Here is a 13,063-nt window from a genome sequence, read left to right as displayed (position 1 = left end):
CTCTCCGTGATCGGGCCCTACTGGATACGTGTGCGGCGTCGGCGGTTGCTTGGTGTCAGGTCGACTGACGGGCGCACGCCGGCTGCCGTCCATGGCGTGGCCCTGCGGGCTTCGGATGGTCCGGCCCGGTCATCCATGGCCGGGCGTTCGCCGCGCTGCGAACCAGTGGTCCGCAAGCAGCGCGGCTCACCCCTCGTCGCGCCAGCGGCGCAGGCGCACCGCGCCGAAGATCATGGCGGCGCCTGCGACCGCGCCAGCCCACAGCTGCGGGCTCAGCAGCACCGAGTACATCGTGCGCAGGTTCACCAGCTGGCTGACCGCGGCCGGGCCGTCGACGTCACCGACCTGGATGCTGGCGGCGTCCATCCAGCTGGCCGGGGCGACGCTGACCAGGGCGCGGGCGACGACGTTCTTCCAGAACCAGAGCGCCTCCAGATCGAACAGCTTCATCAGGTCGAACCAGCTGACGAAGATGCCGGCGAACAGCGGGATCATGATCGCCCACAGGAACGGCTTGCTCCTGGCCCAGGCCGAGCACAGCATCAGCCAGCCGATCGTCGGCAGCGCCCACAAGGCGTATATCGGGAGGCTGGCGGCCAAGTGCGTGGCGACCGTGAGCGGACTGCCCGGGCCCCACAGCAGTTCGTACGGGTTGCCGCCGTGCAGCATCACCACGCCGCTGGAGATGACCAGAAAGGCGAACATGGTGACGATCGAGGCGACCACGGCCAGCACCGGCGCAATCACCGCGGCGCTGGCGACCTTGGACAGCACGGTCTGGCCATCGGACACCGGCAGCGATTTCCAGAACAGCACGCTGCGATCCTTGCGCTCGTCGTAGAGGCTGCCCAGGCAGTAGAAGAACACCACGAAGGCGAGCACGATGAAGGGCCAGCTCGCCGCCATGTACAGGCTCAGGTCGATCGCGCCACCGAGCTGGCGCATGTCCTCGGGTGACATCTTCTCGGTCAGGCGGCCCAGGTTGAGGCCGTTGATCTCGAAGCTGCCGCCGTCGATCTCGATCTTGCCGTCACCGACGGCGCGGCGCGCGGTGATTTCGCCCAGGCCGATGCCCATCACGCTCAGCAGCAGGAAGATGCCGCCGGCGACCAGCGGCGCCCACAGGAAGCCGCCACGGTGCTCCCAGAACTCGCGCTTGAGCAGCATCTTGAAGGTGTGGGTGGGGTGGGGGGCGGCGACAGGCGTGCGGCTGTCGGCGACGGTGGCGCCAAGGGTCGTGTTCATGCGTAGGTCCCCTTCATGGTGGCGACGAACAGGTCGGCCAGGCCCGGCGTGCGGGTCTCGCCGAAGGCGGCCAGACGCTCCTGCGGCACGCCGTCGAACAGCATCACGGTCTTGCCGAACGGCAGGGCGCGCTCGTCCAGCGGCTTGAGGCTGCGGGCCTGCTCGGCCTTGCCGGCATCGACCAGCACTTCGACGAAGCGTTCGCCAAGCGTCTCCATGTCGTTGTCGAGCACGACTTTGCCGTCGCGGATGAACATCACGTCGGTGAGGATGTGTTCGATCTCCTCGACCTGGTGGGTGGTGACGAGGATGGTCTTTTCCTCGTCGAAATAGTCTTCGAGCAGGCGCTGGTAGAACTGCTTGCGGTAGAGGATGTCGAGCCCCAGGGTGGGCTCGTCCAGCACCAGCAGCTTGGCGTCGATGGCCATCACCAGGGCCAGGTGCAACTGCACGATCATGCCCTTGGACAGCTCGCGCACGCGCATCTGCGGCTTGAGCTGGGTGTGGGCGAGGAAGCGTTCACAGCGGGCGCGATCGAAACGCGGGTGCACGCCGGCGACGAACTCGATGGCCTCGCGGACCTTGATCCAGCGCGGCAGCACGGCCACGTCGGCGATGAAGCAGACGTCGCGCATCAACTCGTCGCGCTGCGTGCGCGGGTCGCGGCCGAGCACGCGCAGCGTGCCTTCGAACGGGATCAGGCCGAGGATGGCCTTGAGCGCGGTGGTCTTGCCGGCGCCGTTGGGGCCTATCAGGCCGACGATGCGGCCGGCCGGGATCTCGAACGCGGTGTCGTCCAGTGCCAGCTTGTTCTTGTAGGCCTTGCGCAGGCCATGGGCGCTGACGACGCTGTCGGTGGCGGGGCGGATGGCAGCGGCGTTCATACAGTACCTGCCTTGCCGGTCGTGCCGGCGGCGAGCAGTTCCTGCGTGCTCAGGCCCAGGCGCTGGATGCGCTCGAGCACCAGCGGCCACTCCTCGCGCAGGAAGCGTTCGCGCTCGTTGACGAGCAGTTTTTTTGCGGCCTCTTCGGTCACGTACATGCCCAGCCCCCTGCGCTTCTCGACGAGTGCCTCGTCCGCCAACTCCTGGTAGGCGCGCGAGACAGTGATTGGATTGAGCTGATACTCGGCGGCGACCTGCCGGACGGAGGGCAGGGCATCACCGGGCTTGAGGACCCCGTCGAGCATCATCGCGACGACGCGCTCCTTCAGCTGGCGATAGATCGGAGCGCCATCGCTCCATTGGATTGCGGTCATGGGTTCAGCCCCGCGGTGCGAATGAGAAATAAGGCATGACGAGGGTTTGCCGGCTGCGCCGGGAGGCTGTCCGTGCCTGCTTCTTTTCGATTTCGATGGCGGCCTGCTCGGAGGCTTCGAGGCGACCGGCGAGGGCGACGATGGTGGCGATCTCGGCCGTCAGGGCGGCGGCGTCGGCCAGGGTTTCGACCTTGGCGCTGCGGCGCCCGATGCTGCGGGCCAGCGCCTCGGCCTGGGCGGCGTGCCCCTGGACGGTGTTATCCGAAGCCGGGTCGGTCGGTGTGAAGCTGGCATCGAGTGCCCCCAGTTGCAACGCGATGGCCTCGGGCTGGACGGGTTGCGGAACGGGAAGCGCGAAGGTCAGGCCCAGCGCCAGTGCGGCGCCGGAGACCATCAGGGCGGTAAACGCGTTGTGGAGCTTGCGGTTCATGATGAACGTCCTGCTCGTTGGTCAACCGGTGTTGTAGTCAACTATAACACCTAAATATGTCCCGTCAAGCCCGTTCTACCCAACTAAAGTCATAATCGGCCCAGCCCCTTATTCCTGACTCCTGAGCCCGCCATGCGCCTGTCCCCGAGCCTCCGCAAGCATCTCGCCGGCGTTCCCGTCCTGTCTTTGCTGCTGGTGTCGACTTTGGCCGCGGCCACCGGCGGTCTGCTCGACCGCAGTTACCGGCCGCTGGCCGGCAAGACACCGGTCAACCTCACGACCACTTACGGCGGCGATGTGCTGCTGGTGGTCAACACCGCCAGCAAGTGCGGCTTCACTCCACAGTTCGAAGCGCTCGAGGCCTTGCACGCCAAGTACAAGGGCAGGGGATTTGCCGTACTCGGCTTCCCGTCCGGCGATTTCAAGGCGCAGGAGTTCGAGGACGAAGCGCAGATCCAGCAGTTCTGCACGCTCACCTACGGCGTCAAGTTCCCGATGTTCGAGAAGGTTCATGTGATCGGCGACCAGGCCACGCCGCTGTACAAGGATCTGGCCAAGTCGGCCGGCGAGGCGCCGAAGTGGAACTTCCACAAGTACCTGATCGGCCGCGACGGCCGCCTCATCGCCAGCTACGGCAGCAAGGTCACGCCGGACGATCCCACCGTGGTCGCCGCGATCGAAAAGGCATTGCAGGCCCCGGCGGCGGGGACGCATTGATTGCCGGCGATTGCCGTTGCGCGCGCGGCCCGCGACAATGAACGGCTTGCGTCGCCCTGCGCGGCGTCAGGCAGATCCTTCTGCCAGCCCGGTCCTGCGTGTCCGGGCGTCTCAAACAACGGAGTAGGGACTCGATGAAGGCTTTTGTGCGCGGCGCCGCCGTGTTGCTCACCACCGCGGCCACGCTGATCAGCGCGGCAGCATTTGCCCAGGACAAGACCGTGCTGAACACCGAACGCGAGAAGGCCAGTTACATGGTCGGTAGCGACATCGCCCAATCCATCGCCCCGGTGGCGCCGGACATCGATCTGGCTGCCTTTGAGCGCGCCATCAAGAATGCCTTCGACGGCGGCAAGCCGCTGCTCAGCGAGACCGAGGCGCAGGCTGTCGGCCCGGCGCTGATGCAGCGCATCGCCTCGCGTTCCGGCCAGGCCCCGGCCGGTGGCAAGGTGCCGGACGTGGCCAAGGACAAGGTCGCCTACCTGGTCGGCGCCGACGTCGGCCGCTCACTGGCACCGATCAAGGACGAGCTGGAGTTGCCGGTGCTGGTGCAGGCGATCCGCACCTCGTTCGCCAAGGGCAAGCCGTTGCTGAGCGAGGCCGAGGTCGGCCCGGTCCGCGAGGCTTTCCAGCAGAAGATCCAGACCAAGATGCAGGCCCAGGCCTCCGCCGTCGGCGACAAGAACAAGGCCGACGGCGCCAAGTTCCTGACCGAGAACAAGGCCGTCAAGGGCGTGTTCACCACCGGCTCGGGCCTGCAGTACATGGTGCTGCGCCAGGGCGCGGGCGCGCGCCCGGCGACGACCGACCGCGTTCGCGTCAATTACCACGGCACCTTGCTCGACGGCACCGTGTTCGACAGCTCCTACGAGCGTGGCCAGCCGGCCGAATTCGCCCTGAACCAGGTGATCGCGGGCTGGACCGAGGGCGTGGCGATGATGCCGGTCGGCAGCAAGTTCCGCTTCTGGATCCCCGGCGATCTGGCTTATGGCGGCAAGGGCACCCCGGGCGGCCCGATCGGTCCCAACGCGACGCTGGTGTTCGACGTCGAGCTGATGGCGATCCTCTGACCGCAGATACGCGTACTGTTCAGCTCGCCGCAGGCAGTTTGTCTGCCCCGACCGCCGGCTTGACGCCGGTGGTCCCGTCCCCCTAGGAGTTCGATTCGATGTCGATGAAGCCCCGCCTGCGCCACACCGCGCTTGCCCTGACCGTGGCCTCGCTGGCCGTGCTCGCCGCCGCCTGCAACAAGCCCGCCGACAAGGCGGACGCCACCACCGCCGAGACCGCCAAGGACGCGGCCAAGACCGACGGCGCCAAGGCGATCCCGGGCCTGGCGACCGAGAAGGAGCAGGTCAGCTACATGATCGGCATGGACATGGCCCGCTCGCTGGAGCAGGTCAAGGACGAGATCGATCTCGACACCCTGCACAAGGCGCTCAAGAGCTCGCTGGCCGGCGAGAAGCCGCTGCTGGACGAGAAGCAGGCCGGTGAGATCCGCGAGGCCTTCGCGCAGAAGGTGCAGGCCCAGCAGATCGCCAAGATGATGGCCGACGCCAAGAAGAACCTGGAAGAAGGCCAGAAATTCCTGGCGGAGAACGGCAAGAAGCCGGGTGTGGTCACCACCGCCTCGGGCCTGCAATACCAGGTGCTAACCGAAGGCAAGGGCGCCAAGCCGAAGGTGACCGATGCGGTCAGCGCGCACTACAAGGGCGCGTTGCTCGACGGCAAGACCTTCGACAGCTCCTACGACCGTGGCCAGCCGGCGACGTTCGTGCTGAACCAGCTCGTGCCGGGCTGGCAGGAGGGCATCGCGCTGATGCCGGCCGGCAGCAAGTACCGCTTCTGGATTCCGGCCAATCTGGCTTACGGCGAGAAGGGCGCCGGTCCGATCGGGCCGAACTCGACCCTGGTGTTCGAGGTCGAACTGCTCGACATCGTGAAACCCGGCGCCAAGTAAGCGCCGTCCGCACCGAACACCGGCGGCAGGGAGTGCCGCCGGTGTGATTGCTTCACAGTGAAGGGCTCTGCATGCGCGTCACCATCTTCGGTACCGGTTATGTCGGCCTGGTCACCGGCACCTGCCTGGCCGATGTCGGCCATGACGTGGTCTGCGTCGACATCGATGCGGCCAAGGTCGATGGCCTCAACCGCGGCGTGATCCCGATCTACGAGCCGGGCCTGGAGCCGATGGTCAAGGCCAACCACGCCGCCGGCCGCCTGCATTTCACCACCGATGCCGCCACGGCGGTCGGCCACGGCGACGTGATCTTCATTGCCGTCGGCACGCCGCCCGACGAGGACGGCAGCGCCGACCTCAAGTACGTGCTGGCGGTGGCCCAGACCATCGGCCAGCACATCGAGCGGCCGGTGGTGGTGGTCAACAAGTCGACCGTACCCGTCGGCACCGCCGACAAGGTGCGCTCGACCATTGCGGCCGAGTTGTCGGCGCGCGGGGCCGGGGTCGCGTTCGACGTCGCCTCCAACCCGGAATTCCTCAAGGAAGGCGATGCGGTCAACGACTGCATGCGCCCGGACCGCATCGTGATCGGCGCCAGCAATCCGGCGGCGGTCGAGAAACTCAAGCGCCTGTACGCGCCGTTCAACCGCAATCACGAGCGCATCGTGGTGATGGACGTGCGCTCGGCCGAGCTGACCAAGTACGCCGCCAACGCGATGCTGGCGACCAAGATCAGCTTCATGAACGAGATCGCCAACATCGCCGAGAAGGTCGGTGCCGACGTCGAGATGGTGCGCCAGGGCATCGGTTCGGACCCGCGCATCGGCTGGCACTTCATCTACCCGGGTGCCGGTTACGGCGGCTCGTGCTTTCCCAAGGACGTGCAGGCGCTGGCGAAGACGGCCCAGCAGCACGGCTACGGCGCGCGCCTGCTCGATGCGGTCGAGGCGGTCAACGACAGCCAGAAGGGCCATCTGTTCGAGCTGGTCCAGCGTCATTACGGTACCGACATCGCCGGCAAGACCTTCGCCGTGTGGGGCCTGGCGTTCAAGCCCAATACCGATGACATGCGTGAGGCCTCGAGCCGACGCTTGCTGGAACTGCTGTGGCAGGCCGGCGCCAAGGTGCGCGCCTACGACCCCGAGGCCAGCCACGAGGCGCAGCGCATCTTCGGCGAGCGCGAGGACCTGGTGCTGTGCGACTCCGCGCGCGCTGCCCTGGTCGACGCCGATGCGCTGGTCGTGGTGACCGAATGGAAGCAGTTCCGCAGCCCCGATTTCCAGCGCTTGCGCCAGTCGCTGGCCGACGGCGTGATCTTCGACGGACGCAACCTCTATCACCCCGACGAGGTCGAGGCCGCCGGGCTGGCTTATTACGGCATCGGCCGCGGTCGCTCGATTTTGTTGAACTGACCTGCTGGACTAAGTGATGAGCAGTGATATTGCACAGCGCCTGATCGACCTGGAGACGCGGCTTGCCTTCCAGGAGCACGCGCTGGCCGAGCTCAGCGATGCGCTGGCCGCGGCCCGCAACGAAGAGGCGCGCACCGCCTTGCTGCTGCACCGCGCGCTCGAAGAGCTCCGGCAATTGCGCACCGCGCTGTCGGCCAGCCCGTTCTCGGCCGACCCCACCCAAGAACCGCCACCGCCGCACTACTGATCCGACGCCATGAGCGACACTCTTCGAGACCAATTGCTGGGCCTGGGGTTCAAGCCCGCTCCCAAGCCCGAGCGCACGCCCCCCGCCAAGTCCGGCCCAAAGCCCGGCGGAGATCGTCGCGGCCACGTGGCCGGCAAGCCGGCCAACCGGCCGGGTGCCAAGCACGACCTGCGCAAATCCGACTCGCGCAAACCCGGACCGCAGCAGCGGCCGGGGCAGGGCAAGCCGCGCACGCGTGAGGACATCGACCTCGCCAAGGCCTATGCGATTCGCGCCCAGCGCGAGAAGGACGAGCGCATCGCCGCCGAGGCCGCCAAGCAGGAAGAGGCGCGCCTGCGCCGTGAGGCGCGCGCCAAGCTCGCCGAACTGGTCAAGGACAAGGTATTGAATGCCGCCGATGCCGAGATCGCCCGACACTTCCCGTACGGCGGCAAGATCAAGCGCATCTACGTCACGCAGGCGCAGCTCAAGGCGCTCAACGCCGGCGAATTGGGCGTGTTGCAGATGGACGGTCGCTACCTGCTGGTCAGCGCGGAACTGCTGGCGCAGGCCGAAGCCGTCTTCGCCCCAAGCGTCGCGCTCAAGATCGACCCCGATGCGCCGGCCGAAGGCGATCCCTACGCCGACCCGAAGTACCAGGTACCCGACGACCTGGTCTGGTGACCGCGGCTTTGTAGGAGCGGCTTCAGCCGCGAGCTTGTGCCGTTTGCGTTATCCGACCAGCTAGAGCCAAAGCTCGCGGCTGAAGCCGCTCCTACATCCCCCAGGGCTCCTGGGGGACGGGGAATTGTTCCGCGTGTAATCCAGGTTTGACGCCGCGCCGCCTCCGCATACGGTGGCGAAGACGGATCCGTGCCGCCGCGCGCCGTTGCCGCTACTCGGGGTCATAGTCGAGATTGGAGGCCAACCAGCGCTCGGCCTGCAAAACAGGCACTCCCTTGCGTCGGGCATAGTCCTCGACCTGCTCCTTCGACACGCGGCCGACGACGAAGTACTGGCTGTCGGGGTGGCTGAAGTAATAGCCGGACACGGCCGCGGCCGGGTACATGGCGAAGCTTTCGGTCAGGCGGATACCGGCGTTGCTCTCGGCATCGAGCAAGCGGAACAGCGTGGCTTTCTCGCTGTGCTCGGGGCAGGCGGGGTAGCCCGGGGCCGGGCGGATGCCGCGATAGCCTTCGCCGATCAACGCGTCGTTGTCGAGCGCTTCGTCGGCCGCGTAGCCCCAGAATTCCTTGCGCACGCGTTGATGCAGGCGTTCGGCCAGCGCCTCGGCGAAGCGGTCGGCCAGTGCCTTGAGCATGATGGCGTTGTAGTCGTCGAACGCGGCCTCGAAGCGGGCCACGTGCGCCTCGATGCCGATGCCGGCGGTGACGGCGAACGCGCCGATCCAGTCCTGTTTGCCCGAGTCCTTGGGCGCGATGAAGTCGGCCAGGCAGAAGTCGGGGCGATCGATGGGCTTGTCGGCCTGCTGGCGCAGGAAGTGCAGGGTGGTGTGAAACCCCTCTCCCTCCGGGAGAGGGGTTGGGGTGAGGGTTCGGGGAGATGATGGTGACTCGGTCGTCGATTGCTTTGCCGTACCCTCATCCGCCCTTCGGACACCTTCTCCCGAGGGGAGAAGGGCAGCAGTCTCCACGACCACATCGTCACCGATTGCATTGGCCGACCACAGCGCGAACACGGCTTTCGCGGTCAGCCACTTCTCGTCGACGATCTGCTTCAGCATCGCGCGCGCGTCGCGATACAACTCGTTGGCTTGGGCACCGACAATCTCGTCGCTGAGGATGGCCGGATAGCGACCGGCCAGCTCCCAGGTGTTGAAGAACGGCGTCCAGTCGATGTACTCGACCAGCTCGGCCAAGGAGTAATCGTCGAGCACGTGCAGTCCCGGCTGCTTCGGCGCTGGCGGGGTGTAATCGGCCCAGCTGCCGTTGAAGCGCTGGCCACGCGCCTTGGCCAGTGGCACCAGGCGCTTGCCATCGCCACGGGTCTTGTGGCGCTCGCGGATTTCGGCGTAATCGGCGGAATTGGCAGCGACGAACGGCTCACGCAGCTCGATGCTGATCAGCGACTGCGCCACGCCGACCGCACGCGAGGCGTCCTTCACCCACACCGTCGGCGACTTGTAGTGCGGGTCGATCTTGAGCGCCGTGTGCGCGCGCGAGGTGGTCGCGCCACCGATCAGCAGCGGCATCGTGAAGCCCTGGCGCTGCATCTCCTTGGCGACGTGGCTCATCTCTTCCAGTGACGGCGTGATCAGGCCGGACAGGCCGATCAGGTCGGCGTTCTCGGCGCGTGCGCGGTCGAGGATGGTCTGTGCCGGCACCATCACGCCCAGGTCGATGACGTCGAAGTTGTTGCAGGCCAGTACCACGCCGACGATGTTCTTGCCGATGTCGTGCACGTCGCCCTTGACCGTGGCCATGACGATCTTGCCATTGGACTTGCCGACATCGCCGGTACGCAGCTTTTCCGCCTCGATGTAGGGCAGCAGGTAGGCCACGGCTTTTTTCATCACCCGTGCCGACTTCACCACCTGCGGCAGGAACATCTTGCCGGCGCCGAACAGGTCGCCGACCACGTTCATGCCGTCCATCAGCGGTCCTTCGATCACGTCGAGCGGGCGCGTGGATTGTGCGCGCGCTTCTTCGGTGTCGGTCTCGATGTACTGGTCGATGCCGTGCACCAGCGAATGCGAGAGACGATCGCGCACTGGCTTCTCGCGCCAAGCCAGGTCCTCGACCTTCTTCTCGCCCTTCTTGCCCTTGAACCTGTCCGCAATCTCGAGCAGTCGCTCGGTGCCGTCGGGGCGACGGTTGAGTACCACGTCCTCGACGCGCTCGCGCAGGTCGGCGTCGAGATCGTCGTACAGCGGCAGCGCACCGGCGTTGACGATGCCCATGTCCATGCCGGCCTTGATCGCGTGGTACAGGAACACCGCGTGGATCGCCTGGCGCACCGGTTCGTTGCCGCGGAACGAGAAGCTGACGTTGGACACGCCGCCGGAGATGTGGCTGTACGGGAAGCGGCGCTTGAGCTCGCGCGTGGCTTCGATGAAATCGACCGCGTAGTTGTTGTGCTCCTCGATGCCGGTGGCGATCGCGAACACGTTGGGGTCGAAGATGATGTCCTCGGGCGGGAAGCCGATCTGCTGCGTGAGCAGCTGGTAGGCACGCGAGCAGATCTCGACCTTGCGCTCGATGCTGTCGGCCTGGCCGACCTCGTCGAAGGCCATGACCACCACGGCGGCGCCATAGCGGCGCACCAGCCGTGCCTGGCGCAGGAACTCGGTCTCGCCTTCCTTCATCGAGATCGAGTTGACGATGCCCTTGCCTTGCAGGCACTTCAGGCCGGCCTCGATCACGCTCCACTTGGAGCTGTCGACCATCACCGGCACGCGCGCGATGTCGGGCTCGGCGGCGATCAGGTTGAGGTAGGTGACCATCGCCTGCTCGGAATCGAGCAGGCCCTCGTCCATGTTGACGTCGATGACCTGGGCGCCGCTTTCCACCTGCTGCCGAGCGACCACCACGGCCTCGTCATAACGGTCTTCGAGGATCAGCTTCTTGAACTGGGCCGAACCGGTGACGTTGGTGCGCTCGCCGACGTTGACGAAGTTGCTCTGCGGAGTGATCTGCAGCGGCTCCAGGCCGCTCAGCCGGGTCTGACGTGGCAGTGCACTCATGCGGCCAGGTCCTGGTCAGCGCGCTCAAGCGCCGGGAGCGTGCGCGGTGGATGCGCTTGCACGGCCTGCGCAATCGCAGCGATATGCGCCGGCGTGGTGCCGCAACAGCCCCCGACCAGGTTGAGCAGGCCCGCCTCGGCGAACTCGCCCAGCACCGCGGCCATGTCCTCCGGGGTCTCGTCGTAACCGCCGAATGCATTCGGCAGGCCGGCATTCGGATGAGTGCTGACATAGGCGTCGGCGACCTGCGCCAGTACGTCGACGTGCACGCGCAGGTCCTTGGCACCGAGCGCGCAGTTCAGGCCAATGGCCATTGGCTGCGAGTGCCGCAGCGAGTACCAGAACGCCTCGGCAGTCTGGCCCGAGAGGGTGCGGCCGGAAGCGTCAGTGATCGTGCCCGAGATCATCACCGGCAGGCGCGCGCCGCGCGCCTCGAACGCCTCCTCGATCGCAAACAGCGCGGCCTTGGCATTGAGCGTGTCGAACACGGTCTCGACCATCAGCACATCGGCGCCGCCGTCGATCAGGCCGTCGGTGGCCTCGCGGTAGGCCACACGCAGTTCGTCGAAGCTGATTGCGCGGAAGCCGGGACGGTTGACGTCCGGGCTGAGTGAAGCGGTGCGACTGGTCGGGCCGAGCACGCCGATGACGAAACGCGGCCGGCTCGGGTCGCGGGCCTCGGCGGCGTCGCAGGCGGCGCGGGCGAGACGGGCGCCGGTTTCGTTGAGCTCGCGGGCGAGGTGCGCCAGGCCGTAATCGGACAGCGAGATCGTGGTCGAATTGAAGGTGTTGGTTTCGATCAGGTCGGCGCCGGCATCGAGGTACTGCGCGTGGATGTCGCCGATGATCGCCGGTTGGGTCAGGCTGAGCAGGTCGTTGTTGCCGCGTTGGTCGCGACTGCAGCCGCAACCATCGCCGTGGGCGTGTTCGGCCGGCGCGTACAGGCGGTCGTAGCCCTGCGAAAAACGTTCGCCGCGGTAAGCGGCTTCGTCGAGCTCGTGGCGCTGGATCATCGTGCCCATTGCGCCGTCGATGATCAGGATGCGCTCGCGCAGGCGTTGCTGCAGGGCGTTTGCGCGTTCTGGGTGGAGCCATGGCAGGGTGTGCATGGTCAGGCCTTCTTGGACGGCTTGCGGGCAGGCGCGCTGTCATCGACAGGCTTGCGAGCGATCAGGGCAATCACTTCGAAATGCGGAGGGCGGCGTTCGCGGGTCACGGTTTCGCAGCTGACGATGTCGAAGCCGGCCTTGCCGACGAACTTCGTCAGATCCTTCTCGCTGAAACCGAGATTGACGTGGCCATACGCCTCGACCGCGCCGCGGTGCTCGTGCCGGGCCAGGCTGGTCAGCAGCAGGCGGCCGCCTGGACGCAGCACGCGTGCGGCCTCGGTCACGGCCTGGCCCGGATGGTCGGCATAGGTCAGCGCGTGCATCAACACGACCAGATCGAAGTGCGCGTCGGCGAACGGCAGCGCGTGCATGTCGCCCTCGCGCACCTCGACGTTCTTCAGCCGGCGCAGGCGCTCCGAGGCGGCCAGAACCACCTTGGTGCTGGAGTCGAGGCAGACGTAGCGATGCGAGTGCGGGGCCAGCAATTCGGCCAGCACGCCGTCGCCGGAGGCGATATCGAGCACGTCGCCCGGCTCGAGCAGCGGCAACGCCGAGCGCGCCAGTGCCTCCCAGGTGCGGCCGGGCGAGTAGTGCCGCTCCATGTCGCCGGCGACCGAGTCGGCCCAGTTCTGATCGGCCGCGCGCATGGCCAGCACGGCGCCGACACGTTCGCCATCCTGGCGCAGCAACGGGTCATCGCTGCCCTCGCGCAGGGTCTGCCACAGGGCGCGTTGCGCCGAATCCAGCGCTGCCTCGTCGAAGCGGTAGTAGGCCGACACGCCGGAGCGGCGGTCGCGCACCAGGCTGGCCTCCTTCAGTTTTGCCAGATGCGTCGAAACGCGCGGCTGGGCGAGGCGGGTGATGGCCGAGAGCTCGGCGACGGTGAGCTCCTCGCGCTCAAGCAGCGCCAGCAACCGCACGCGCGTGGCGTCGGCAAACACCTTGAGTCGGGACGACCAGCCTTCCAGATCCATGCTTCATCAACCTATCGCGATATAGCGAT

At 66.8% G+C, this 13,063-nt stretch carries 13 protein-coding genes; 6 read left to right on the top strand and 7 right to left on the bottom strand.

The window, feature by feature from the left end; all coding sequences use genetic code 11:
• Window positions 1-186: 186 nt before the first annotated feature.
• The 4 genes from ACFOLC_RS01205 to ACFOLC_RS01190 are packed head-to-tail and all read right to left on the bottom strand — an operon-like array spanning window position 187 to window position 2,933.
• Window positions 187-1,245, bottom strand: a complete 1,059-nt coding sequence (locus ACFOLC_RS01205) for a hypothetical protein (protein ID WP_386756883.1) — start codon at window positions 1,243-1,245, stop codon at window positions 187-189.
• Entirely contained in the window at window positions 1,242-2,129 is an 888-nt protein-coding gene (locus ACFOLC_RS01200; RefSeq protein WP_386756882.1) for an ABC transporter ATP-binding protein, read from the bottom strand. The genes ACFOLC_RS01205 and ACFOLC_RS01200 overlap by 4 nt, the downstream gene beginning before the upstream one ends.
• Window positions 2,126-2,503 (bottom strand): GntR family transcriptional regulator, encoded by a 378-nt coding sequence (locus tag ACFOLC_RS01195; RefSeq protein WP_386756881.1) that lies wholly within the window; start codon window positions 2,501-2,503, stop codon window positions 2,126-2,128. The genes ACFOLC_RS01200 and ACFOLC_RS01195 overlap by 4 nt, the downstream gene beginning before the upstream one ends.
• 4 nt (window positions 2,504-2,507) lie before the next feature.
• Window positions 2,508-2,933 (bottom strand): hypothetical protein, encoded by a 426-nt coding sequence (locus ACFOLC_RS01190; RefSeq protein ID WP_386756879.1) that lies wholly within the window; start codon window positions 2,931-2,933, stop codon window positions 2,508-2,510.
• A 132-nt stretch (window positions 2,934-3,065) separates the two neighbouring features.
• Between ACFOLC_RS01190 and ACFOLC_RS01185 the strand changes: the two genes are divergently transcribed.
• From ACFOLC_RS01185 to ACFOLC_RS01160, 6 genes are all read left to right on the top strand, one after another.
• The gene (locus tag ACFOLC_RS01185) at window positions 3,066-3,650 is read left to right on the top strand and encodes a glutathione peroxidase (protein ID WP_386756878.1); all 585 of its coding nucleotides are present in this window, start codon (window positions 3,066-3,068) and stop codon (window positions 3,648-3,650) included.
• Between the two features lie 134 nt (window positions 3,651-3,784).
• On the top strand, window positions 3,785-4,720 hold the full coding sequence (locus tag ACFOLC_RS01180; protein ID WP_386756877.1) for an FKBP-type peptidyl-prolyl cis-trans isomerase N-terminal domain-containing protein: 936 nt from the start codon (window positions 3,785-3,787) through the stop codon (window positions 4,718-4,720).
• A gap of 98 nt (window positions 4,721-4,818) precedes the next feature.
• On the top strand, window positions 4,819-5,610 hold the full coding sequence (locus ACFOLC_RS01175; protein WP_386756875.1) for an FKBP-type peptidyl-prolyl cis-trans isomerase: 792 nt from the start codon (window positions 4,819-4,821) through the stop codon (window positions 5,608-5,610).
• 71 nt (window positions 5,611-5,681) lie between these two features.
• Window positions 5,682-7,022, top strand: coding sequence for a UDP-glucose dehydrogenase family protein (locus ACFOLC_RS01170; protein WP_386756874.1), 1,341 nt, complete (start codon window positions 5,682-5,684; stop codon window positions 7,020-7,022).
• A gap of 16 nt (window positions 7,023-7,038) precedes the next feature.
• Window positions 7,039-7,269 carry a SlyX family protein gene (locus ACFOLC_RS01165; RefSeq protein ID WP_386756873.1) on the top strand — a complete coding sequence of 77 codons (231 nt, stop codon included), beginning with the start codon at window positions 7,039-7,041 and terminating at the stop codon, window positions 7,267-7,269.
• Window positions 7,270-7,278: 9 nt separating this feature from the next.
• On the top strand, window positions 7,279-7,932 hold the full coding sequence (locus ACFOLC_RS01160; RefSeq protein WP_386756871.1) for a DUF2058 domain-containing protein: 654 nt from the start codon (window positions 7,279-7,281) through the stop codon (window positions 7,930-7,932).
• A 211-nt stretch (window positions 7,933-8,143) separates the two neighbouring features.
• Here ACFOLC_RS01160 and metH read toward each other — a convergent pair whose 3' ends face one another.
• Genes metH through ACFOLC_RS01145 form a run of 3 tightly spaced genes read right to left on the bottom strand, consistent with a single transcriptional unit; the run spans window position 8,144 to window position 13,034 of the window.
• On the bottom strand, window positions 8,144-10,951 hold the full coding sequence (metH, locus tag ACFOLC_RS01155; protein ID WP_386756870.1) for a methionine synthase: 2,808 nt from the start codon (window positions 10,949-10,951) through the stop codon (window positions 8,144-8,146).
• Window positions 10,948-12,060 carry a homocysteine S-methyltransferase family protein gene (locus ACFOLC_RS01150; protein WP_386756869.1) on the bottom strand — a complete coding sequence of 371 codons (1,113 nt, stop codon included), beginning with the start codon at window positions 12,058-12,060 and terminating at the stop codon, window positions 10,948-10,950. The genes metH and ACFOLC_RS01150 overlap by 4 nt, the downstream gene beginning before the upstream one ends.
• A gap of 2 nt (window positions 12,061-12,062) precedes the next feature.
• A complete protein-coding gene (locus tag ACFOLC_RS01145) occupies window positions 12,063-13,034 on the bottom strand; it encodes an ArsR/SmtB family transcription factor (RefSeq protein WP_386756868.1) in 972 nt (323 codons plus the stop codon).
• Window positions 13,035-13,063 lie beyond the last annotated feature (29 nt).

This window comes from Lysobacter cavernae, from assembly GCF_042648505.1.
Classification (GTDB): domain Bacteria; phylum Pseudomonadota; class Gammaproteobacteria; order Xanthomonadales; family Xanthomonadaceae; genus Lysobacter_L; species Lysobacter_L cavernae.
Note: the sequence above shows the minus strand (reverse complement) of the source record. Positions and strands in the feature narration are given on the sequence as shown.